Raw genomic sequence first — 22063 nt, 5'->3', positions numbered from 1 at the left:
GATTTTCGCAGGGGGCGCATCCCCCAAATGGGGGAGGGGCCTGTATAATGCCCCTGCATCAGGAGGAGGTAGTGGAGTGGATCTCGTACGCCTACGGCAAGAACCACTACGAGGCGGACCCGGAGCTTAGAGACCTCCTCCGCCACTTCTGGCCCGGGGCGGGGGAGAGGGAGGCGGAGCTCCTCGCCTGGGGCGCCTACATGGGGCGGGAGGTCTACGAGGCCGCCTACCACATTGACCAGGACGCGGGTCCCGAGCTCGTCATGCACGACCTGGACGGGAACCGGGTGGACCGGGTGCGCCTGTCGCCCGTCCAGCGGGAAGTGCTCAAGCGCCTGCGCCCGATCGTCCGCCCGCCCTACGAGGGAGGGAGCTGGCACCACCACTTCGCCCTGGGCTACCTTTTGGCCGACGGCGGGCTCTACTGCATCCTCACCATCACCCACCAGGTGGCCTACCCCATCCACAAGTACGCCCCCGGGCTCGCCTCTTGGAAGGATCGGGTCCTCTACGGGGAGGCCTTTGGGGCCACCTGGATGACGGAGATCCAGGGGGGAAGCGACCTCGGGGCGAACCGCACCGTGGCCCGCAGGGAAGGGGAAGTCTGGCGCCTTTACGGGGGGGACAAGTACTTCGCCTCGGGGGCGGGGCTTGCCGACGTGGCCCTGGTGACGGCGCGGCCCGAGGGGGCGCCCCCCGGCCCCAAGGGGCTGGCCCTCTTCCTCCTGACCAGGCTGGACCGCGAGGGGCGCCTGAACTACCGGGTGCGCCGCCTCAAGCGGAAAAGCGGTACCCGGGCCGTGCCCTCGGGGGAGGTGGAGCTGGAGGGGAGCGAGGCCTACCTCATCGGCCGGGCGGAGGAGGGAATCTACTACACCCTGGAGACCCTCACCGTCTCCCGCCTGGCCAACGCCATCGCCGCCATGGGAATTTCCGCCAAGGCCCTCTTGGAGACGCGGGAGCGGGTGCGGCGGCGGCAGAGCTTCGGGAGGTTCCTCGCGGACCATCCCCTGGTGCGCTACGACCTCCTGGACCTCGCCGTGCGCCAGGCAGGGGGGCTGGCCTTGGCCCTGGCGGCGGTGGAGGCCTTTGACCGGGCCTGGCACGAGAGGCCCCCTTACGGCGAGGCCTACCACCTGGCCCGCTTCCTCTCCCACTTAGCGAAGAACCGCACCGCCGAGCACAGCGCCGAGATCACCCGCCTGGCCATGGAGCTCTTCGGGGGGCTGGGCTTCCTGGAGGAGTACGCCGTGGCCCGCTGGCACCGGGAGTCCCTGATCACCCCCATCTGGGAGGGGCCGAGCAACATCCAGGCCCTGGACCTCCTGGAGGCCATGCAGAAGAAGGGGGCCCATAGGCCCTTCCTCGCCTGGCTGGAGGCGCGTCTGAAGGGGCGGGGCGAGGAGGCCGAGGGGGCCTTGGCGGCCGCCCGCAAGACCCTGGACCGCCTCGCCGCCCTCGAGCCCGAGGCCGCCCAGTTCTCGGCCAAGACGGCCCTGAGGCGCCTGGCGGACGCTGCGGCGGTGGCGGGCCTCCTCGAGGCGAGCGCCACCGCCGGGCCCCGCTACCGGGAGCTCGCCGGGCTTTACGCCCGCCGCTTCCTCCTCGGGGAGGACTACCCGCCCGAGGCCCTGGGCGCGCGGGCGTTGTACCTGCCCGAGGGCGGGGCGTGAGGCCGCTTCCCTTCGCCCTCGCCTGGGGCCTCGGCCTCGGCGGGGTCCTCTTCCTGCCGCCCATCCCCGGGGGGTGGGGAATGTCCCGCCTCGAGGCCCTGGCCGCCCTCCCCTGGGTTCTGGCGCGGCGCCTGCCCTGAGGGCCTTGGTAGCTTGGGGATATGGACGGCTTGGCCTGGGAGAGGCTTCGCATCCGGATAGGGGAGAGGGGTGCCCGCGTGGGGCCTCGAGGCCAGGCCGGGTGGGGTACCCTGGGCGGCAAGGAGGGAGGATGAGGCTGAACCTAGGAGGAGCGGAGGTTTTCCTCAGGGCGGAGGGCCTGGAAGAGGCCCCGGGGGGAGTGCGCCTTTGGGGCAGGGAGGTGCGGGTCTTTCCCCCTTTCCCCGCCAAAGGGTTCTTCCGCCACGGCTGGCAGAGCTGGAGCCTCGCCGCCTGGGTGGACCCCGCTCGGGCCCCCACGCCCCTCCTCCCCGAGGCGCGCCGCCCCCAGGCGGACGACCCCTTCCTCCTGGAGGCCGGGGCGTGGTGGGGAAGCGGCGTGGGGGCCCTGAAGGGGCCCGATGGGAAGGTGCTCCTTTTGGGCGCCCTGGACCTTGGGGCCAGGGTCCTGGGCCGGGAGGACCTCCTCCTCGGCCGCTACGCCGAGAGGGGCGGGGCCTGGTTCCTCGCCTACGGCCCGGAGGAGGAGGTCTTCGCCGCCTACGCCCGGCTTCTCCCCAAGCGCCTTTCCGGGAGGCCCCCCAGGGTGTGGTGCTCCTGGTACAGCTTCTACACGAGGATTAGCGAAGACCTCCTTCTTCGGGTTCTGGACGAGGTGGCGGCCTTCTCCTTTGAGGTCTTCCAGATAGACGACGGCTGGCAGCGGGCCCTCGGGGACTGGGAGCCCAACGAACGCTTCCCCCGGGGGATGGCCTTCCTCGCAGAGAGGATCCGGGAACGGGGCTTAAGGGCCGGGCTTTGGTTCGCCCCCTTCCTGGTCACGGCGGATAGCCCCCTCTTCCAAAAGCGACCCGACTGGGTGCTGAGGGACGAGGAGGGGAGGCCCGTGCGGGCGGGTTTCAACTGGGGCAGGCCCCTCTATGCCCTGGACGCGGGGAACGAGGAGGTGGTGGAGTGGGCCGCGGACCTCGTGCGTAAGGCCCTCGCCTGGGGCTACGACTACCTGAAGCTGGACTTCCTCTACGCCGCCGCCCTCCCGGGGGCCGAGGGGGAGGCCCGCTACCGGAAGGCCATGGCCCGCCTGCGGGAGGCGGCGGGGGAGGCCTACCTCCTCTTCTGCGGGGCCCCCGTCCTCGCCTCCCTGGGCCTCGCCGACGGCCTCCGGGTAGGCCCCGACGTGGCCCCCTACTGGGACAACGAGGAGCGCTCCTTTTGGCTTGCGGACCCCACGGGACCGGGCCTAAGGAACACCCTCCGCTCCACCCTCCACCGCCTCTGGCTCATGGAGAACGTCCATGTGGACCCCGATGTGGTCTATTTCCGCACCCGCTTCAACCTGCTTTCCCCCGAGGAGATGCGGCTTCAGGAGGCCTTGGCCCACTTCACCGGCTTCAAGGCCACTTCCGACCCGCCCTCGTGGCTTCTCCCGGAGGAGAAGGGGCGCCTCGAGGCCTTCCTCGCCCGGGAGGTCCCGGTGCGGCGCCTCGGCCCCTACCGCTTTAGGGTAGGGGAGGAGGAGGTGGACTATGCCCCCCTTCTATAAGCGCCTCCACCGGAAGAAGGACGGCCGGGAGCTCTTTCTCTACGGCCTAATGCCCCTCGAGGGCCCCCCTCTTCCCGAACACGCCGAGCCCTTCCGCCCCGCCCCCCACCTCCGCTACCACCCCTTGCGGGGGGAGTGGGTGGTCTACGCCGCCCACCGCCAGGGGCGCACCTTCCTCCCCCCCAAGGAGCACTGCCCCTTGTGCCCGAGCCGGGAAGGGGGCTTCCCCACGGAGATCCCCTTCCCCTCCTTTCAGGTGGCCGTCTTTGAAAACCGCTTCCCCTCCTTCGTGGAGGAAGCCCCTCCCCCTCCCGAGGGGCTTCCCGTGCCCGCGGGGAGGGCCTTGGGGCGGTGCGAGGTGGTGGTCTACACCCCCGCCCACACGGGAAGCCTCGCCACCCTCACGGAGGAGGAAAGGCTCCTTTTGGCCTGGGCGTGGCGGGACCGGTACGAGGCCCTCTACGCCCTTCCCGGGGTGCGCTTCGTCATGCCCTTTGAGAATAGGGGAGAGGCGGTGGGGGTCACCCTCCACCACCCCCACGGCCAGATCTACGCCTACCCCTTCGTGCCGCCCGTCCTGGAGCGGGAAAGCCAGGCCTTCCGGGAGAGGCCCGTACTCCTTGAGCTTTTCCCGAACCTTGGGCCCTACGTGGTGGACGAGGAGAAGGGCTTCCTCGCCTTCGTCCCCCCCTTCGCCCGCTACCCCTTTGAGGTCTGGGTGGCCCCCGTGGAAAGGCACCCCGGTCCCTGGACCTTCTCCGAGGGGGAGATGGCGGCCTTCGCCAGGCTCTTGGGCCGGGTGGTGGCCCGGTACGACGCCCTCTTTGGGGAGCCCTTCCCTTACGTCATGGTCTTCCACGCCGCGCCCTTGGGGGAGGAGGCCACCTTTCACTTCCACGTGGAGTTCTACCCCCCGAGGCGCACCCGGGACAAGCTCAAGTTCCTGGCGGGGACGGAGCTCGGGGCGGGGACGTTCGTGGTGGACGCCCTGCCCGAGGAGACCGCGAAGGCCCTTAGGGCGGCGTTGCCGTGACGGCCAAAGCCTAGGCGTGTGGAGGGCTTCCTCCTCAAGAACCGCTCCCCCTCCTGCGCCCTGAAGGACGCCAAGCTCTACGCCCACGCCGAAGGGGGCGGGGTGGTGGGGAAAGGCCCCGGGCTTTTTGCCCAGGCGGTGGAGGAGGCCTTCCCCCTCCTTCCCAAGGAGGACGAGGGGAGGCTCACCAACCCCCGCATCCGGGCCCACTTCTTCACCCGCATCTTCGCCCTGGCCCGGCTTCGGCGGGTGGAGGACCTCCCCGGCCTCATGGCCTTCCACGCCCGCTACAAGCTCCTCCTCATGGCCTACAACCAGAAGGAGGCGAGGGCCCTGGGCCGCCTCCTCGCCGGGGCTAAGGGGAGGCCCTTTCCCGAGGTCCATGGGGCCTACGAGGAGGGGTTTTTGCGGGCCACGGAGAGGCCCTGGCGTCTCGGGGCCATGGCGGACGCCCTCCTCCACGCCTTCGGCCACTTTAAGAAGGCCCTCGCCCCAAGGGAGAAGGCCCACTTCCTGGATCTCCTTGCGGACTTCCGCGAGGAACGCTTGCCCCTCGAGGCCCCCCTGGCCCTCCTCGCCTCCTGGGCCCGGCGCTTCGCCGAGCCCTACGTGGAGGCCCAGGCCCTCCTGGAGCCGTATCCCCGCGCCCTGATGCACGTCCCCGGGGCCTAGAGGAACCGGGCGAAGACCCGGCCCAGGGCCTCAAGACGGGTCAAGCCACCTCCGTTTTATGGCCTCCCGCTGGACCCGAAGGAGGGGCTCGGTGTCCCACCATTCTCGGGCCACGCGGGAGACGTAGCTTCCGAGGTCAAAACCTTCGCGGAGAAAGACGGGCTTCCCCATCACGGCGAGGAAGGCGAGAAGGGGCGGGGCCCTGTGGAGGAGGACCAGGTCCACCCGTTCCAGCCCCGCTTCCACCAGGGCCCCCAGGACCTCGAGGGTGGGGTCGGGCTCCTCCGGGGAGAGGAGGAGGGCGAGGTCCCAGTCGCTGTCCGCCCGCGCCCTTCCCTCGGCGCGGGAGCCGAAGAGGAAGGCGGCCTGGACCTGGGGAAAGCGGGCGAGGACTTCGCGAAGGCTTTCTTCCGGGGCCCTCACGCCCCTCACGCCTCCAGTCTACACCCGCTCCACCCGCCCCCGGGCCTCCTTCGGGCTCTTGGCCCCGATAGCGAAGAGGGCGGTCCTGAGCTCCTCCAGGTAGTCCCCGATCCAGGCGGCCACCCTTTCCGCCCCCTCCAGGGCGGGCCTGAGGAGGGGGCGGGCCGCCGCCAGGAGGTCCGCCCCCAGGGCCAGGGCCTTGGCCCCGTCCGTCCCCGTGTAGACCCCGCCGGAGGCCACGAGGGGGAGGTGGGGCAGGACCTCCCGCACCTCGAGGATGGCCCTCGCCGTGGGGATCCCGATCTCGCAGAGCTCCGGGTGGCGCACCTCCCCGAAGCGCACCCACTCCTCCACCCGGGCCCAGCTCGTCCCCCCGGCCCCGGCCACGTCCACCGCCGCCAAGGGCAGGTCCCGTAGGGCCAGGGCCGCCTCCTGGGAGAGGCCGTGCCCCACCTCCTTCACCATCACGGGGAAGGGGAGGGGGAGGAGTTCGGCGAGCCTCTCCACCAGGCCCCGGAAGTCCGTGTCCCCCCGCTGCACCGCCTCCTGGAGGGGGTTCACGTGGAAGGCGAGGGCGTCCGCCTCCAGCATCTCCACGAGCCGGAGGAGGTCGTCCCGCCCGTAGCGCCTGAGCTGGGCGAGGCCCAGGTTGGCGATGAGGAGCGCCTTTGGGGCCACCCGGCGCACCCGGAAGCTCCTTAGGGCCTCGGGGCGCTCCAGAAGGATCCTGCCCGAGCCCAGCATCATCCCCACCCCTAAGGCCTCCGCGGCCTCCGCCAGGGCCAGGTTGATCCTCTCCCCGTTTTCCTCCCCCCCGGTCATGGCCCCGATGAGGAAGGGGGCCTTCAGGGTCTTCCCCAGGAAGGGAGTGGTGAGGTCCACCTCGCTCAGGGCGAGGCCCGCCAGGGCCTGGTAGCGGAGGCGGAAGCCTTCCAGCCCCGTGGTGGTCTTCTGGTAGGCCACCTCGCCTTCCAGGCAGGCCTCGAGGTGCTTCCGCTTCCTCTCCCGGATGTTCACCCCCGCGCCTCCAGAAGGCCCTTAGGGGCCTTTTCCAGGCCCAGGTCGTGGGCGATGAGCCGGGCCGTGATCTTGGCGGACATCATCACGCTGGGAAGCCCTGCCCCCGGCTGGTAGCTCTGCCCCACCAGGTAGAGCCCCTTCACGTCCTCGGAGCGGTTCTTGGGCCTGAAGGAGGCCGTCTGCCAGAGCACGGGCTCGGGACCGAAGGCGTTGCCCAGGTGGCTATTCAGGGTCCACTGGAAGTAGTCCGGGGTGATGAAGTGGGTGTAGACCAGGCGGTCCATGAGCCCGGGGAGGTACCCCGCCTCGTCCAGGTAGCGGAGGGCCTTTTCCAGGTACTCTGGGCCGAGCCTCCCCCAGTCCAGGCCGCTCCCGTTGTGGGGCACAGGGATCAGGGTGTAGGCGGCGTGGTGCCCGGGAGGGGCCAGGGAGGGGTCGGTGAGGGTGGGGAGGTGGAGGTAGTGGGCGAAGTCCTCGGGGAGGACCTTTCGCCAGAAGATGTCCCGGAGAAGCCCCTCGTAGCGGTGGGAGAAGAGGACGTTGTGGTGCCTAAGCCTTTCCCCCTCGTCCCCCCGGGCCCGGAAGCCGAAGTAGGCCACGAAGAGGCTCATGGAGAGCCTGGTGCGCTTGAGGCGCCAGTCGCCGTTCCAGGTGCGGTCCTCGGGGGCGAGGAGCTCGCCGTAGGTGTGGACGTAGTCGGCGTTGGAGACCACGAGGTCGGCCTCCAGCTTCTCCCCGTCCTGGAGGACCACCCCCACGGCGCGCCGCCCCTTGGTGAGGATGCGGCGCACGGGGGCGCCATAGCGGATCTCCCCGCCAAGCTCCTCAAGCTTCCTGACGAGCCCCCGCACCAAGGCCCCCGTCCCCCCCATGGCGAAGTGCACCCCCCAGCGCCGCTCCACGAAGTGGATCATGGCGTAGAGGGCGGGCACCTGGAGGGGGTTCCCTCCGATGAGGAGGGGCTCAAAGGAGAAGATCTGCCGGGTCTTGGGGTTCTTGAAGTAGCGGGAGACCACGCCGAAAAGGGGCCGCACCGCGTCCAGGCGGAGGAGGTCCGGGGCCACCTTGAGGAGGTCCAGGAGGCTTCCGAAGTGGGTGAAGCCGAGTTCCAGAAAGCCCTTCTGGAAGAGGGCCTTGGCGTGGGCCTCAAAGCGGCGGTAGCCCTCGAGGTCCTCCGGGGCGAGGCGGGCGACCTCGCCCTCCAGGTGCTCGGGGTCGTCCTTGTAGTCAAAGTAGGTGCCGTCCGGGAAGTGGAGGCGGTAGAAGGGGTCCAAGGGGACGAGCCTCACGTAGCGCTCCGTGTGCTTAAGCCCTTCCTCCTCGGGGAAGTCGGGGTAGAGCCTGGGGTCGCCTGGAGCGGTGGCGAAGAGGTCCTCCAGGAAGGGGGGGACGGTGATCACCGTGGGCCCCATGTCAAAGGTGAAGCCCTCCGCCCGGTGGACGAAGGCCCGGCCTCCGGGCCCCGGGAGCTTTTCCAGGACCAGGACCTGAAGGCCCATGGCGGCGAGGCGGATGGCCGCGGAGAGCCCTCCTACCCCGCTTCCGATGACGATGGCCCGCATGGGGAGGAGTCTACCAGGCCACTCCCCCGCTGAGTTGGGCCTGGCCCACACAGGGATTACCCCGGAGGAGAAGGTGGGCCTGTGAGGCCGCCTAGGGTTACCCTTCCCAGGGGTTCACGAGGGGCACGGGAACGTGGCGGAAGTCCTCGGTGTTCCGGGTGGCCAGGATCAGGCCGTGCCGCAGGGCCGTGGCCGCCAGCATGGCGTCTAGGGGAGAGAGGGGCTTGCCCTCCCTCATGGCGTTTCCGGTGAGCTCGCCCCAGAGCTCCATCACCTCGGCGTCCAGGGGAAGGATCCGCCCCGAGAAGCTCGCCTTCAGCCCCGAGAGCCATCGGCTGAGGATGGCCCTTCGGGCCTCCGGGGCCCGGGCCACCCCCTGGACCAGTTCGCCCAAGGTGAGGGCGGAGAGGTACGCCTCCCCCACTTTAAGGTGGCGCAGGAAGGCCACCACCTTGGGGTGAGGCCGCCGCTTGACGGCCTCGGAGACCACGTTGGTGTCCAGCAGGTACCTCAGAAGTCCACCTCCCGGAAGCCCGTCTTTTGCCTTTGGAAGAGGGCTTCCACCTCCTCATTGGGGAGGGTCTTGGGGGGTCTTAGGGCCTCGAGGACCGAGGCCTCTTCCCCCGTGAGCCGGGCGTAGGTCTCCCAGTCCAGCACCACCACCGCCTTCTTACCCCGCCGGAGGACGAGCTGGGGCTCCCCCTTGAGGGCCCGCTCCACCACCTCGGAAAAGCGGGCTTTGGCCTCTTGGAGTTGCCAGATGGCCTTCACCCCCTCAGGGTAAACGGAAAAGACCGGTCTGTCTAGTTTAGAGGCCACGCCCCCTACACCTTCCGCCCCTTCCACCGCCTCCCCGGGAGGAGGGCCAGGAGGTAGACGGGGAGGAGGAGAAGGGGGGCGAGGGGCGTGAGGAGGGCGGGCCAGAGGGGCCCCCCGAGGGCCTTCTGCACCGCCAGGCGCTCCAGAAGCCCCATAAGCCCGAGCCCCCACCGCCCGAAGAACCAGGGCAGGGTGTAGAGGGCGAGGTGGTAGAAGGCGGAGCCCAGGAGGACGGCGGGGTTCTTCAGGTGGACCGCCAGGAAGTTCTTCGCAAAGCCCGCCACCGCCTCCCCATAGCCCCGGTACATCCGCGCCCGGAAAAGCCCCCCGCCCAGGAAGAGGCCGTAGGTCCGCGCCCTTCGGGCCAGGGCCACGTCCTCCAGGACCTCTCCCTTCACCGCCTCGTGCCCCCCGAGGGCGAGGTAGGCCGCCCTGCGGAAGGCCAGCACCTGGCCGTTCGCCACCCGTAGCCCTTCCAGAAGGGGGTGGGGGAGGAAGGAGAGAAGCCCGTTCATCACGAAGGCCACCAGGGCGCCCTCCCTAAGGCCCACCTCCTGCCGGGGGAGGGCGGAGACCATCTCCTTCCCCTCCAGGGCCTCCAGAAGCCCGCCGAGGGCCCCCTCCTCCCAGAGGACGTCGGCGTCGGTGAAGACCAAGACCTCCCCCCGCGCCTCCTGGGCGAGCTGGAAGCAGGCCCAGTTCTTCCCCGTCCAGCCCGGGGGCGGGGGGGCGCCCCGGAGGAGGCGGAAGGCGGGGTGGTTTCCCGCCGCCTCGAGGGCCGCTTGGGCGGTGCCGTCCTCGGAGAGGTCGTCCAGGACGAGGACCTCGAGGGCCCCCTGCCGGAGGAGGGCGGGGAGGGTCTTCTTTAGGTTTTCCGCCTCGTTCCTCGCCGGGACGAGGAGGGAGGCCGTGGGTCTCGGGGGCGTGGGGCGGGGCCTTAAGCGGGGGAAGGCGAGGAGGTTAAAGAGGAGGGCGAGCCACCTCAGGAGGAGGAAGAGGAAGACCCCGAAGAAGAAGTCCCCGCTCATGGCCGGAGCAGCCTCACCAGGGGAAGCACCCTTTCCTCCAGGCTCCGCCTCCCACGAAGCACCTCCCGGAAGCCCTCCGGCACCTCCCGGGGGTGGGTTTTGGCGAGGAGGGCGTCCAGCGCCTGGAGAAGCCCCCCCAAGGCCCTCCCCAGGTCCCCTCCAGGAGGAAGGGGCCTGCCCACCCAGAGGAAGGCCTCGGGGTGCTCGTACCCCCGGAGGACCACCCTTAGGGCCACGGGGAGGAGGGGAACCCCCGCCTTCCCCGCGAGCCAGTTGGCCCCCTCCCTGAGGGGCCCCAGGGGCCCAGGGTAGCGCATCTCCCCCTCGGGGAAGAGGGCCACCCACTCCCCCCGCCTGAGCCTTCGCAGGGCCTCCCGGACCCTTCCCGCCTCGAGGGCCCCGGCGAGCTTCAGCACGGGGTAGGCCCGAAGGTTCTCCTCGGCCACGAGGAGGCTTAGGGGCCTACGGCAGAGCTTCCCCAGAAGCCACGCCAGGTGGCCGTCAAAGAAGCCGTGGTGGTTCAGGGCGAGGACCAGGGGACCTTCGGGCGCCTCCCCCCGCAGGTAGACTCCCCGGAGGCTTTCCTTGAGGCTCCGGAGGACCAGGGCCTCCACCAGGAGGCGCAGGGCCTTGCCCGTGGGCCTTTCCTTTAGGGTCTCCCAGAGGTCGGCCACGGGGCTATCTTAGGCGCCTCAGGGCCTCGGGGTGCCAGGCGAGGAGGAGGCCCTGGACCACGGCCAGGTTGGTGCAGAGGAAGAAGGCCATCTCCTCCAGGGGGAGCCCAAAGGCCCCAAGGCCCAGGGTGTACCGGGGGGAGATCCACCAGATCCCCTCCCGGATGGCCCAGGCGTCGGCGAACCAGAGGTAGAGGGTGGGGAGGCCCGCCCCGAGGAGGAGGGCCCGCCGCCAGCCCCAGAGGAGGTCTCCTCCGAAGGCCCACTGCAGGACGAAGACGGGGGCGAAGTAGGCGAGGGTGAGCCCCAGGTAGAGGTACCGCCCTCCCAGGGCCAGGAGGAGGACCCCCAGGGCGGCCAGAAGAAGCCACATCCCGCCCCCCGCCACCCGGGCGAGGCCGCCTGCCCCTGGGGGCGGCGCCCCCGCCACCCGGTGGAGGAAGGCCCCGGTGAGGAGGGGCTGGAGGAGGAAGAAGAGGTACTCCTCCAGGGGCACGTAGCCGAGGCGCAGGAGGACCCTCCCCTCCGGGTAGCCCCAGACCCCCTGCCACACCAGGTAGTTGTCCCAGGGGGTGGTGTAGACGAGGGCGATGAGGGGCATGAGGAGGTAGGCCCAGAGCCTGGGGGGCCGGGGAAAGCCCGTGGCCAGGAGGATGAGCAGGGGCGGGAGGAGGAAGACGAGGTGGAAGGCCAGGTAGGTCACGCCCGCACCCCCTCCCTAGGCCGCGCGGGAAGCCCGCCTTCGGGCCTCAGGGTGACCTGGGCGAGGACCCGGGGGAAGGGGAGGGGGTCTAGGCGGAAGCGGCGGAAGAAGGCCCTGAGGACGATGGGGCCCTCGAGGAGGGCGAAGTCCCGCCCCAGGCAGAGCCTCTGCCCCAGGCCAAAGGGGAAGTAGCGCCCGGAAGGGGTCCCCCTTTCCTCCAGGAAGCGCTCGGGCCGGAAGGCCTCCCCATCGGGGAAGTGGAGCCTCTGGGTCACGTAGGGGGAGAGGACCAGGGTGGTGCCCGGGGGGAGCCGGTCCTCTCCCAGGAGGAGGGGCCTTCCCAGCCTCCGGGTGAGGATCCAGGCGGGGGGGTAGAGCCTCAGGGCCTCCTGGAAGGCGGCGAGGGCCGCCTCCTCGCTCTCGGCCACCCGCTTCTGCCAGTCCGGGCGGTGGGAGAGGAGGAGAAAGGACCAGGTGAGGGCGCTCGCCACCGTCTCGTGGCCCGCCACCAGGAGGGTCACGGCCTCGCTCAGGGCGCGCTCTCGGGGAAGGTGGGAGAGGGGCGGGTGGACGATGAGGGCTTCCGCCTCGCGGTAGAGGGCCCCCCGGTCCTTCCGGAAGCGGGCTTCGGCGGCGAGGTCCAGGAGGGCCAGGGGGCTTCGGGTCTGGGCCATGATCCGGTCCAGGGCCCCAAGGGCGTGCTCCGCGAGGCTTGGGGAGAGGGGCTCCCCGAAGAGGGCCCGCCCGAGGAGGCGCAGGGAGAGGGCGAGCATCTCGTGGTCCAGGTCCCGCTCCTCCCCCCGCCACTCCCCGAAGAAGGCCCGGGCCTCCTCCTCCATGGCCTCCCGGTAGCCGCGGACGCTCTTCGGCAGGAAGGGGTCTTTGAGGGCCTTGCGCGCCTCCTTCCAGCTTTTCCCCCAGTCGGTGAGGAGGCCCCTCCCCGTGAGGCGGGAGAGGGCCCGGTACTGGAAGGTGGCCTTGGTGGTCCCCTCGGCGAGGAGTGCCCCCTCCACCCCCTCGGGGTCAAAGATCAGGGCCAGGGGGAAGCGGGGCAGGGGAAGGAAGAGCCGGGGGTGGGCCCGGCCCCACTCCAGCAGGACGGCGAGGGGGTCTTGCTGGAGGTCTTTCAGGTAGGGCCAGGCCTCCCTCAGGGAAAGGCGCTTCATGGGAGCATCTTAACGGCGCACCAGGGGGCGGTACCCTGGGCGGGGCCATGGGGAGGCCCAGGAGGAGGAAGAGGGCCGCCAGGGCGTAGCGGAAGAGGGCGATGGCCTCGAGGGCCTTTTCCGGGTCCTTCGCCTGAACATGCCCGCACTCTACCGGGGAAGCCCGCCCCGGGAGTGTACCCCCGCCTACCCTCGGGCGAGATCCCTCGCCAGGCGCAGGTAGCGCCTTCTCGCCTCCTCCAGGTCCACCACGGGGTCCTTGGGGGCGTAGGAGGGGTATTCCGGGGCCCAGCGCTTAAGCCACCTCCTTAGCCCCCAAGCTCCCGGCTGATCCTCTGGGCGGTCCTGACCACCTCGGCCGCCACCTCGGAAAGCCTCTCCTCGTCCAGGTAAATGGCGGCGGTGGAGACGCTCACGGCGGCCACGGGCTCGCCCCGGCCGTTGAGGATGGGGGCGGCCACGCACCGCACGCCGGGCTCGTTCTTCTCGAGGTCCAGGGCGTAGCCCCGGGCCCTTGTGGCGAGGAGCTCCTCCCGGAAGCGGGCGAAGTCGCTCAGGGTGTTGGGGGTGCGTTTGAGCCCCGGGGTAAAAGCCATGGGCCACCTCTCCTCCGGCAGGAAAGCGAGAAGGGCCTTGCCCAAGGCGGTGGACTGGGCGGGGAAGCGGCTCCCGATCTGGCTGGCGAGAAGGAGCTCCCTTTTGCCCGGCACCTTGTCAATGTAGACCACTTCCTTCCCGTCCAGGACCGCCAGGTGGACGGTCTCCAGGGTGGCGTCCCGCAGGGCCTCGAGGTGGGGCCGGGCCAAGGCGGGCAGGGAGAGCTCCTCGTAGGCCTTAAATCCTAGGCGGCCCCACCATCGCCGAAGTGGCCCGTCGCGCGGGCGTTTCCCCGGCCACGGTGTCCCGGGTTCTCAACGGCACCGCCCGGGTCTCCCAGGAGTGCGCACCACCCTCCTCTACACCCTGGTGGTCAACGCCTTGAACCTCTCCCTGGGGCTTTTGGTGGCCCACCTCCTGAACCGGCCCCTCTTCCTCCGGGGGCTTTGGCGGAGCCTCATCCTCCTCCCCTGGGTGGTGCCGAGCTACGTGGTGGGGCTCCTTTGGGGCTTCATGTGGCTCAAGGAAGGGGTCATCAACCACCTCCTCGTGGACGTTCTCGGCCTCCTTCCGCAAAAGCCCCACTGGCTCATCGGCCCCCTCACCTTCGTGGCCATCGTCCTGCCCACGGTGTGGCGGAGCTGGCCCTTCGTCATGGTCACCTACCTGGCAGCCCTCCAGGCCATCCCCCAGGAGCTCTACGAGGCGGCCATGGTGGACGGGGCCACGCCCTTCCAGGCCTTCCACCGGGTGATCCTGCCCCTGGCCCTCCCGGGCCTCGCGGCCACGGCCGTCTACATCTTCCTCACCGCCTGGGACGAGCTCCTCTTCGCCCAGGTCCTCACCACCGAGGCCACAGCCACCATTCCCGTGGGCATCCGCAACTTCGTGGGCAACTACCAGAACCGCTACGACCTGGTCATGGCCGCCGCCACGGTGGCCACGCTGCCCGTCCTCGTCGTCTTCTTCTTCGCGCAGCGCCAGCTCATCCAAGGCCTCACTGCCGGGGCGGTGAAGGGCTAGGCGTTGGGAGGAGGAACGCGCATGGCCGAGAACGCCGAAAAGTTTCTGTGGGGGGTAGCCACCAGCGCCTACCAGATCGAGGGGGCCACCCAGGAGGACGGGCGGGGGCCTTCCATCTGGGACACCTTCGCCCGCCGCCCGGGGGCCATCCGGGACGGAAGCACAGGGGAGCCCGCCTGCGACCACTACCACCGCTACGAGGAGGACATCGCCCTTATGCAATCCCTCGGGGTGGGGGTCTATCGCTTTTCCGTGGCCTGGCCCCGGATCCTCCCCGAGGGCCGGGGGCGGATCAACCCCAAGGGCCTCGCCTTTTACGACCGCCTGGTGGACCGGCTTCTCGCGGCGGGGATCACGCCCTTCCTCACCCTCTACCACTGGGACCTGCCCCAGGCCCTCGAGGACCGGGGCGGCTGGCGGAGCCGGGAGACCGCCTTCGCCTTCGCCGAGTACGCCGAGGCGGTGGCCCGGGCCCTCGCCGACCGGGTGCCCTTCTTCGCTACCCTGAACGAGCCCTGGTGCTCGGCCTTCCTCGGGCACTGGACGGGGGAACACGCCCCCGGCCTCAGGAACCTGGAGGCGGCCCTTCGCGCCGCCCACCACCTCCTCCTGGGGCACGGCCTCGCCGTGGAGGCCTTGAGGGCCGCGGGGGCGAAGCGGGTAGGGATCGTCCTCAACTTCGCCCCGGTGTACGGCGAGGACCCCGAGGCGGTGGACGTGGCTGACCGCTACCACAACCGCTACTTCCTGGACCCCATCCTGGGCAGGGGGTATCCCGAAAGCCCCTTTCAAGACCCCCCGCCCACTCCCAACCTCTCCCGTGACCTGGAGCTCGTCGCAAGGCCCCTGGACTTCCTAGGGGTGAACTACTACGCCCCCGTCCGCGTGGCCCCGGGGACGGGGCCTTTGCCCGTGCGCTACCTTCCCCCGGAGGGGCCGGTCACGGCCATGGGGTGGGAGGTCTACCCCGAGGGGCTTTACCACCTCTTGAAGCGCCTCGGCCGGGAGGTGCCCTGGCCCCTTTACATCACGGAAAACGGGGCCGCCTACCCCGACCTCTGGACGGGAGAGGCCGTCGTGGAGGACCCCGAGCGGGTGGCCTACCTCGAGGCCCACGTGGAGGCCGCCCTCCGGGCCCGGGAGGAAGGGGTGGACCTCAGGGGCTACTTCGTCTGGAGCCTCATGGATAACTTTGAGTGGGCCTTCGGCTACACCCGGCGCTTCGGCCTCTACTACGTGGACTTCCCCAGCCAGAGGCGCATCCCTAAAAGGAGCGCCCTCTGGTACCGGGAGCGGATCGCGCGGGCCCAGCTCTGAGCGTCCGCGCATTGATCCCGCCACTTAGGGCCCCCGAACCGGGGAGGGTGGACGGCGAGGACTCCAGAGGCCTCCACCCTCCCCATAAGGGCCTCGAGGTCCCGGGAAGAGGCCCTAAAACTCAAAGAAGGCCGGGACGAAGGCGTAGCCCTCCCCTTCCCGCCGGATGTACCCAACGGCGGGCCAGGGGAAGTGGTAGGCGGTGATCAGGCTCCGCTCCTCCGAGACCTTCTGGAAGAGGCGGGCCCGGGTCCGCACCACCTGCGCCTTGTCCATGTCAAAGCCCAGGTAGGCCTGGGGGAAGCGGAGGGAGAGGAGGTAGTGGCCCGCCGCATCCCCAAAAATGAAGAACCCCTTTCCCTCGGAGGTGGCCTCGAGGCTCATGTGCCCCGGGGTGTGGCCGAAGGAGGCCACCGCCCGCACCCCCGGGAGGATCTCCTCCCCGTCCTCCACGGGCCGGATGTGCTCCCTAAGGGGCACGAGGGCCCTTTGCACCGCGGGCGAGGGGTTTTGAAGCCAGAACTCGAGGTCCACCCGGCCCATGAGGTGCTCCGCCTTGGCGAAGACGGGCCGCCCCTCCCCGTCCACCAGTCCCCCGATGTGGTCGGGGTGGCCGTGGGTGAGGAAGACGTGGGTGATGTCCTCGGGAAGGTAGCCGGCAAGCTCCAGGTGGGCGAGGAGCCGCCCCCCGCTTCCCGCACCCCTCCCCGTGTCCACGAGGAGCCTGGCCTCCCCCAGGTCCAGGAGCACCGGGTTGAAGTTGTTACGGGTAGCCTCCGGGTCCAGGAAGTGCTCCACAAGCGTCCTGCGGAAGACCTCCTGGAGCTCCGGGTTCGCCCCCCAGTTGGGGAGGAGGGGGCCTGGAGGGGACTGGCCGTCGGAGAGGACCACCGCCTGGATCCCCCCTACCCGGAAGCGGTAAAAGCCGCCCCCGTTCACCCCCTTGGGCGCGCGCCCCTGGGCCCGACCCAAGGAAAGGCCTCCCGCCGCCAAAAAAAGCCCCGCACCGGAGAGGAAACGCCTGCGGTCCACCCGCCACCCCCTTTGCGGGAAGGGTAACCCCGGCCGTGGCCTGGAAGCGTGCCCCAGTTCACCTTGGTGGCGGCCTCTAAGCACCCCCGGGGCCCGAAAGAAGCTTCCCCAGCCTCATTCGGGCATCCCATACCGCTCGGGCAGGCTCGGCCCCAAGGTAGGGGCTTCACCTGGGAGGAAGAAGAGGCTGGACCCCGCCACGGGGGGCCGGGCCTACGGGCTTTCCCTCAAGGGCTCTTGGCCCGCAGGAGGGCGGGGCCCCTTAAAGGGGCGACCTCCTCCCCCGCCAGGCCCAGAAGGGCCAAAGTGTTCCCTTCGTGGTCCACGAACTCCACCATGTACCCCCCGTGGGGGTAGATGAGGACTACGGTCCCCACGTCCCCGGACTCGAGGCCCCACTCCCCCTTGTCCCGCTTCAGGACCACCAAATCGTGCTCCCGGATCATCCCCCCCTCCACGGGTAGGCCGTCACCAAACGGGCCGCCGCACCCTCCTTCCCAAGATACCGGACGCTCTGCAAAAGAACCTCCCGCCTAGGGCCGCGAAGGGGACCCCTAAGGACCCACACCAGACCCTCGCCCAGAAAGCCCGGTCTGCGGGCCACCTCCTCCGCCTCCTCGGCATGGCGGAGCAAGGCCCTTTCCAGGGCCTCGGGATTCCCCGGGGAAAAACCCAGGGCCATGAAGAAGCGGGCCTTGCTTCCCCCCTCGGGGTGCTTGGGGTTGAGGAGGTACTCCGTGAGCTTGGCCCTAGGGACAAAGAAGTCCACGAAGGAGGCTTACCGCACCCCCTTACCTCCACGGGCAAACCCCTCTTCTTCACCCCGAGGAGCTAAACCTTAACAGCGGAGGTACTGGGGCAAGACCTCCTCCAGGGCCTGGGGCGCGGGCAGAAGCTCCCTTAGGGCCTCGGGGAAGGGGGCGGTGTTCCCTTCCTTGAGCATGAGGTACTGGTCCAGGGTGAGGGGGGCAAAGGGCAAGGGGGAAAGGAGGGGGACGAGGCGGTCCATGAGCCAAAGGGGAAGGGAAAGAAAGGGCTTCCTCCGCCCCAGGACCTCCATCACCAGCTGGAGGAGCTCGCGGAAGGTGTACTCCTTAGGCCCCACCAGGTCGTAGGTCCCCTCGAGGCCCCGCTCCAAGGCCCCCACGAAGACCTCCGCCACGTCCCCCACGTACACGGGCCTAAAGGGGAAGCTTCCGTCCCCGATGAGGGGCACGAAGGGCAAGGGGGCGCAGACGAGGCCCCTCAGGACACCGCCAAAGAACTCGTCCCCCGGGCCGAAGATGAGGCTTGGGCGGAAGATGGCGTGGCTCAGGCCGCTTTGGCGCACCAGGGCCTCCCCTTCGGCCTTGGTCCGGTGGTAACGGCTTGGGGCCTCGGGCCTCGCCCCCAGGGCGGACATGTGGAGGAGGCGGCCCACCCCGGCCCGTTCCATGGCCTTCAGGAGGTTCCTCACCCCGTCCACGTGCACCGCCCGGAAGGTCTGGCCCCTTTCCCGAATGATCCCCGCAAGGTAGATGGCGGCCTCCGCCCCCTCGAGGTCCGGCACCTCCCGGGCGATGTCCCCCTCCACCAGGACCGCTCCCTCGGGGAGGGGCCTGGACCTGCGGGCGAGGACCAGGGGGGTGTGGCCCCGCGCCAAAAGGAGGCGCACCACCTCCTGGCCCACGAAGCCCGTTCCGCCGACGACGAAGACCCGCATTCAGGCCGCCTCCAGGACGCCACCCGCCTCCCGCTCCAAGGCGGCGAGGTCCAGGAGGTAGACCCGGCGGTAGGCGGTGGCGATGAGCCCCTCCCGGCGGAGGTCGGCGAGGACCTTGGAAACGGACTCCCGGATGGAGGCGGTGGCGTCGGCGATCTCCTCGTGGGAGACGGTAACGTAGATGCCCTGCCTGTCCCGGGCCGAAATCGGGGTGTCCGCCAGGAAGAGGAGGTAGCGGGCGATGCGGGCGCGAAGCTCCCCCGTCTGCAGGTGGGCCTCGTAGGCCTGGACCCGGCGCATCTGCCGGGCGAGGTTCCGCGCCACCCGGCGCAGGGCCTCGTGGTCCATGGCCCCGGGGTCCAGCCCCCGGACCACCGCCTCCGTCATGGCCTCGGCGGTGTAGCGGTAGGCCTTACCCTCCAAGGCCTCCTCCCCGAAGTAGTCCCCGGGGAGAACGTGGCACAGGGTGATGAGGCGCCCGTCGGGGAGGAGCTCCACCACCCGCACCAAGCCCTCCTCCAGGCGGTAGAGGGGGCGGGCCTCCTCCCCCCTGAGGTAGATGGTTTCCTTCCGGGCAAACCTCTTCATATCGCCTTCTTTTCCGGCCCCCCACGAGACCAAAGCGCCTCGGCGAGGTCCTTCAGGGTCCCCAGGTACTCGGCGCCAAGCCTCCTGGCCTCCTCCGGCCCCGCCCCCTGCCCCCCGAGGAAGACCCGGGGGGCGAGGTCCTTAAGGGCCCCGTCGGGAAGGGCCTTTAAAGGCTCGGAAAGGAGGGCGGAGAGGACCACCGCCCCCGCCCCGAGCCGCCGGGCCAAGGCCCTGAGGTCGGGGAGGGGGGTGTCGGGGCCCAAGTAGAGGGCAGGAACCCCCTTGCGGCGGAGGTGGTAGGCGGCGAGCATGGCCCCGATCTCGTGCCGCTCCCCGGGAGGGGTGGTGACGAGGACGGGGGGCCGGGCGGGAAGCCCGCGAGGTCCAAAAGTTCCTGGAGCCTTGCCCGGAGGAAGGTGGAGGCCAGGTGCTCCTCCGCCACCCCGATCTCCCCCCGGTGCCAGGCCTCCCCCACCTCCCGGAGAACGGGGAGGAGGAGGTGCTCCAGGACGCCCTCCGGGCCCCAAAACCTGAGCCCCCGGCGGAAGAGGGCCTCGGCCCCGGCGAGGTCCCCCCGGAGGAGGGCCTCGAGGAGGCCGGTCCCCAGGTCCTCGGGGCGCACCCCCTGGGCCAGGTAGCGGCGGATGGCCGCTTTAGGCGTGGCCCCCTCCTCCAGCCAGCGCTTGATCGTCTTCAGGGCCTCCACGTCTTCCGCGCTATAGAGGCGATGCCCTCCCGGGGTACGCCGGGGCTTGGGGAAGCCGTAGCGGCGCTCCCACTGGCGGAGCACCTCGGCGGAAAGGCCGGTCATGGCTTCCACCTCGGCGATGGTGTACACCCCGGAGGAGGTCATGCCCTTAGGGTAGGGCGATGTATAGGTTTTGTCAAGCTTTTGTACATCTCTGCGGAGTGTAGTCGGGGCAAAAGTCCCCGAGGCCGCCTAGAATGAAAATGCCCGCAAGTATGGAGCCCGACTGGAAAGCCCTCCTCCGCGTCCTCCGCGCTCACTCTGCCACCTTCTACCTGGGAAGCCTCCTCTTCCCCAAGGAGGCCCGCAAGGGGGCCTGGGCGGTCTACGCCGCCTGCCGCCTGGGGGACGAGGCGGTGGACGGGGAGGGCGGGGGCCCGGAGGCCCTCGAGGCCTGGTGGGCGGGGGTGGAGCGGGCCTACCGGGGAAGGCCCCTCGCCGAGTGGGAGAAGGGCCTCGCCTGGGCCCTGGAGCGCTGGGACATCCCCTTTGAGGCCTTCCTCCACATGCGGGAGGGCTTCCAAACGGACCTCGGCCCCGTGCGGCTCGGGACGGAGGCGGAGCTCCTCCGCTACTGCTACCAGGTGGCGGGCACCGTGGGGCGGATGATGACCCCCATCGCCGGGGGCGGCAAGGAGGCGGAAGCCCGGGCGGTGAAGCTGGGGCAGGCCATGCAGCTCACCAACATCCTCCGGGACGTGGGGGAGGACCTAGAGCGGGACCGGGTCTACCTGCCCTTGGACCTCCTCCGGGCCCACGGGGTGGAGGTGGAGGACCTGCGGGCGGGGCGCGTCACCCCAGGGTACCGGGCCCTCATGGCCCACCTGGAGGGGAAGGCCCGGGCCCTTTACCGGGAGGGGCTTGCGGGCCTAGGCCACCTCAAGGTGGGCCGGGCGGCCATCGCCCTCGCCGCCTTGCAGTACCGGGGCATCCTGGACAAGCTCAGGCTTTCGGGCTACGACAACCTGGGAAGGCGGGCCCACCTCAAGGCCTGGGAACGGGCCCTCCTCCTCCCCAAGGCCTTCCTCGCCGCCCGCTTTCCCCCAAGGCCGGAGGGAAGCCCCTGATGGGCCCCCTTCTCGTCTGGCACCGGGGCGACCTCCGCCTCCACGACCACCCGGCCCTTCTGGAGGCCCTCGCCCGGGGGCCAGTGGTGGGCCTCGTGGTCCTGGACCCCAACAACCTGAAGACCACCCCGAGGCGGCGGGCCTGGTTCCTGGAGAACGTCCGGGCCCTGCGTGAGGCCTACCGGGCGCGGGGCGGGGCCCTTTGGGTCCTGGAGGGCTTTCCTTGGGAGAAGGTGCCCGAGGCGGCGAAGAGGCTTCGGGCCAAGGCCGTCTACGCCCTAAGAAGTTACACCCCCTATGGCCGCCACCGGGACGCGAGGGTGCAAGAGGCCCTTCCCGTCCCCCTCCACCTCCTCCCCGCCCCCCACCTCCTCCCCCCCGACCTCCCCAAGCCCTACCGGGTCTACACCCCTTTTAGCCGCCTCTACCGGGGAGCCGCCCCGCCCCTTCCCCCTCCCGAGGCCTTACCCAAAGGGCCGGAGGAGGGGGAGATCCCCCGGGAAGACCCGGGGCTTCCCCTCCCCGAGCCGGGGGAGGAGGCGGCCCTAAGGCGGCTTCGGGCCTTCCTCGAGGCCAAGCTTCCCCGCTACGCCGAGGAGCGGGACCGGCTGGACGGGGAGGGGGGCTCGAGGCTCTCCCCCTACTTCGCCCTAGGGGTCCTCTCCCCCAGGCTCGCCGCCTGGGAGGCGGAAAGGCGGGGCGGGGAGGGAGCGAGGAAGTGGGTGGCGGAGCTCCTCTGGCGGGACTTCTCCTACCACCTCCTCTACCACTTCCCTTGGATGGCGGAAAGGCCCCTGGACCCGAGGTTCCAGGCCCTCCCCTGGCAGGAGGACGAGGCCCTCTTCCGCGCCTGGTACGAGGGGAGGACCGGCGTCCCCCTGGTGGACGCCGCCATGCGGGAGCTCCACGCCACGGGCTTCCTCTCCAACCGGGCCCGGATGAACGCGGCCCAGTTTGCGGTGAAGTACCTCCTCCTCCCCTGGCAAAGGGCGGAGGAAGCCTTCCGCCACCTCCTCCTGGACGGGGACCGGGCGGTGAACCTCCAGGGCTGGCAGTGGGCGGGGGGCCTGGGGGTGGACGCCGCCCCCTACTTCCGGGTCTTCAACCCGGTGCTCCAGGGGGAAAGGCACGACCCCGAGGGGAGGTGCAAACAGTTGGGAAATAGTGCACACCACTTCACCCCAGCGCTCACGTGCTCTCACTTCCCGCCACCTCACCCCAGCGAGCCCCCGCGACATACGAAAAGCCCCAAACCACATTATTCCCCTTTAGCAACAAATTGTAAACCGCCCGTTTCTAAATCTCTCGTCCAGGACGCTAAAATCCCCATCCACCTTTTTCAGGAGAAAATACAAAGAAAGGCAGGTGTTTACACGCTCCCAATGCGGACCCCCTTGGGAAAAAGTTCCACCCCCCTCAGATCAGGAAGTGCGATAAATAAGGCTTTGCTCTTTTAAGCACGAACTTTTTTCCTGTGAAAGGAAGATTTTCCTGGGAAAGAACTCGGGACCTGG

At 70.0% G+C, this 22063-nt stretch carries 23 protein-coding genes and 3 pseudogenes; 10 read left to right on the top strand and 16 right to left on the bottom strand.

All coding sequences use genetic code 11. The features are described 5' to 3' along the window. Positions 1-47: 47 nt before the first annotated feature. From QT17_RS06190 to QT17_RS06175, 5 genes are all read left to right on the top strand, one after another. Positions 48-1673 carry an acyl-CoA dehydrogenase family protein gene (locus tag QT17_RS06190; RefSeq protein ID WP_081995787.1) on the top strand — a complete coding sequence of 542 codons (1626 nt, stop codon included), beginning with the start codon at positions 48-50 and terminating at the stop codon, positions 1671-1673. Next, positions 1670-1813: a hypothetical protein gene (locus QT17_RS14015; protein WP_165739689.1), complete on the top strand. Its 144-nt coding sequence runs from the start codon at positions 1670-1672 to the stop codon at positions 1811-1813. Before QT17_RS06190 ends, QT17_RS14015 begins: the two co-directional genes overlap by 4 nt. Positions 1814-1944: 131 nt before the next feature. Then, complete coding sequence (locus QT17_RS06185; RefSeq protein WP_039457863.1) at positions 1945-3375, top strand: glycoside hydrolase family 36 protein; 1431 nt, start codon at positions 1945-1947, stop codon at positions 3373-3375. After that, a complete protein-coding gene (gene galT / locus QT17_RS06180) occupies positions 3359-4408 on the top strand; it encodes a galactose-1-phosphate uridylyltransferase (RefSeq protein WP_038030398.1) in 1050 nt (349 codons plus the stop codon). Before QT17_RS06185 ends, galT begins: the two co-directional genes overlap by 17 nt. A gap of 18 nt (positions 4409-4426) precedes the next feature. After that, positions 4427-5080: a YbgA family protein gene (locus tag QT17_RS06175; RefSeq protein WP_081995786.1), complete on the top strand. Its 654-nt coding sequence runs from the start codon at positions 4427-4429 to the stop codon at positions 5078-5080. A gap of 30 nt (positions 5081-5110) precedes the next feature. On the opposite strand, the gene QT17_RS06170 is transcribed toward QT17_RS06175, so the two are convergent. The 10 genes from QT17_RS06170 to QT17_RS06125 all read right to left on the bottom strand — a co-directional run bounded on the left by QT17_RS06170 (position 5111) and on the right by QT17_RS06125 (position 13281). Then, the gene (locus tag QT17_RS06170) at positions 5111-5512 is read right to left on the bottom strand and encodes a nucleotidyltransferase domain-containing protein (protein WP_235283807.1); all 402 of its coding nucleotides are present in this window, start codon (positions 5510-5512) and stop codon (positions 5111-5113) included. Positions 5513-5521: 9 nt separating this feature from the next. Beyond that, complete coding sequence (gene fni, locus QT17_RS06165) at positions 5522-6520, bottom strand: type 2 isopentenyl-diphosphate Delta-isomerase (protein WP_039457858.1); 999 nt, start codon at positions 6518-6520, stop codon at positions 5522-5524. After that, the gene (gene crtI / locus QT17_RS06160) at positions 6517-8085 is read right to left on the bottom strand and encodes a phytoene desaturase family protein (protein WP_039457855.1); all 1569 of its coding nucleotides are present in this window, start codon (positions 8083-8085) and stop codon (positions 6517-6519) included. Before crtI ends, fni begins: the two co-directional genes overlap by 4 nt. A 97-nt stretch (positions 8086-8182) precedes the next feature. Further along, positions 8183-8599, bottom strand: a complete 417-nt coding sequence (locus QT17_RS06155) for a type II toxin-antitoxin system VapC family toxin (RefSeq protein ID WP_014511247.1) — start codon at positions 8597-8599, stop codon at positions 8183-8185. Further along, positions 8596-8904: a type II toxin-antitoxin system Phd/YefM family antitoxin gene (locus tag QT17_RS06150; protein ID WP_014630570.1), complete on the bottom strand. Its 309-nt coding sequence runs from the start codon at positions 8902-8904 to the stop codon at positions 8596-8598. Before QT17_RS06150 ends, QT17_RS06155 begins: the two co-directional genes overlap by 4 nt. Before the next feature lie 5 nt (positions 8905-8909). Beyond that, a complete protein-coding gene (locus QT17_RS06145) occupies positions 8910-9932 on the bottom strand; it encodes a glycosyltransferase family 2 protein (RefSeq protein ID WP_039457851.1) in 1023 nt (340 codons plus the stop codon). Then, positions 9929-10606, bottom strand: a complete 678-nt coding sequence (locus QT17_RS06140; protein WP_039457849.1) for a lysophospholipid acyltransferase family protein — start codon at positions 10604-10606, stop codon at positions 9929-9931. Before QT17_RS06140 ends, QT17_RS06145 begins: the two co-directional genes overlap by 4 nt. Positions 10607-10610: 4 nt before the next feature. After that, the gene (locus tag QT17_RS06135; protein WP_039457848.1) at positions 10611-11309 is read right to left on the bottom strand and encodes a lycopene cyclase domain-containing protein; all 699 of its coding nucleotides are present in this window, start codon (positions 11307-11309) and stop codon (positions 10611-10613) included. Next, the gene (locus QT17_RS06130) at positions 11306-12475 is read right to left on the bottom strand and encodes a cytochrome P450 (RefSeq protein ID WP_039457844.1); all 1170 of its coding nucleotides are present in this window, start codon (positions 12473-12475) and stop codon (positions 11306-11308) included. The genes QT17_RS06135 and QT17_RS06130 overlap by 4 nt, the downstream gene beginning before the upstream one ends. A gap of 308 nt (positions 12476-12783) precedes the next feature. Then, positions 12784-13281, bottom strand: coding sequence for an IclR family transcriptional regulator (locus tag QT17_RS06125; RefSeq protein WP_235283805.1), 498 nt, complete (start codon positions 13279-13281; stop codon positions 12784-12786). Between the two features lie 32 nt (positions 13282-13313). On the opposite strand from QT17_RS06125, the pseudogene QT17_RS13295 reads away from it, so the two are divergent. From QT17_RS13295 to QT17_RS06115, 3 genes and pseudogenes are all read left to right on the top strand, one after another. Beyond that, a pseudogene (locus tag QT17_RS13295) lies at positions 13314-13415 on the top strand (LacI family DNA-binding transcriptional regulator); the annotation flags it as partial. Next, complete coding sequence (locus QT17_RS14010; protein WP_081995785.1) at positions 13415-14095, top strand: carbohydrate ABC transporter permease; 681 nt, start codon at positions 13415-13417, stop codon at positions 14093-14095. The pseudogene QT17_RS13295 and the gene QT17_RS14010, both read left to right, overlap by 1 nt. Before the next feature lie 21 nt (positions 14096-14116). Further along, on the top strand, positions 14117-15412 hold the full coding sequence (locus QT17_RS06115; protein WP_039457842.1) for a GH1 family beta-glucosidase: 1296 nt from the start codon (positions 14117-14119) through the stop codon (positions 15410-15412). 114 nt (positions 15413-15526) lie between these two features. Here QT17_RS06115 and QT17_RS06110 read toward each other — a convergent pair whose 3' ends face one another. The 6 genes and pseudogenes from QT17_RS06110 to carH form a co-directional block, all read right to left on the bottom strand. Beyond that, on the bottom strand, positions 15527-16444 hold the full coding sequence (locus tag QT17_RS06110) for an MBL fold metallo-hydrolase (RefSeq protein ID WP_235283804.1): 918 nt from the start codon (positions 16442-16444) through the stop codon (positions 15527-15529). A 227-nt stretch (positions 16445-16671) separates the two neighbouring features. Beyond that, on the bottom strand, positions 16672-16890 hold the full coding sequence (locus tag QT17_RS06105; protein WP_039457837.1) for a DUF4926 domain-containing protein: 219 nt from the start codon (positions 16888-16890) through the stop codon (positions 16672-16674). Then, a complete protein-coding gene (locus tag QT17_RS06100) occupies positions 16887-17213 on the bottom strand; it encodes a DUF6883 domain-containing protein (protein ID WP_008631466.1) in 327 nt (108 codons plus the stop codon). The genes QT17_RS06105 and QT17_RS06100 overlap by 4 nt, the downstream gene beginning before the upstream one ends. Before the next feature lie 69 nt (positions 17214-17282). Next, positions 17283-18146 carry a complex I NDUFA9 subunit family protein gene (locus QT17_RS06095; protein WP_039457833.1) on the bottom strand — a complete coding sequence of 288 codons (864 nt, stop codon included), beginning with the start codon at positions 18144-18146 and terminating at the stop codon, positions 17283-17285. Further along, positions 18147-18734 (bottom strand): transcriptional regulator LdrP, encoded by a 588-nt coding sequence (gene ldrP, locus QT17_RS06090; protein ID WP_039457830.1) that lies wholly within the window; start codon positions 18732-18734, stop codon positions 18147-18149. Beyond that, positions 18731-19587 (bottom strand): annotated as a pseudogene (gene carH, locus QT17_RS06085) (HTH-type transcriptional repressor CarH). The gene ldrP and the pseudogene carH overlap by 4 nt, the downstream one beginning before the upstream one ends. Positions 19588-19697: 110 nt before the next feature. Between carH and QT17_RS06080 the strand changes: the two are divergent. Further along, entirely contained in the window at positions 19698-20549 is an 852-nt protein-coding gene (locus QT17_RS06080) for a phytoene/squalene synthase family protein (RefSeq protein WP_038030367.1), read from the top strand. Continuing rightward, positions 20549-21694: pseudogene (gene phr, locus QT17_RS06075) on the top strand (deoxyribodipyrimidine photo-lyase); the annotation flags it as partial. The gene QT17_RS06080 and the pseudogene phr, both read left to right, overlap by 1 nt. Positions 21695-22063: the final 369 nt, after the last annotated feature.

The sequence above is a fragment of the Thermus sp. 2.9 genome (assembly GCF_000794385.1).
GTDB classification, from domain to species: domain Bacteria; phylum Deinococcota; class Deinococci; order Deinococcales; family Thermaceae; genus Thermus; species Thermus thalpophilus.
Note: the sequence above shows the minus strand (reverse complement) of the source record. Positions and strands in the feature narration are given on the sequence as shown.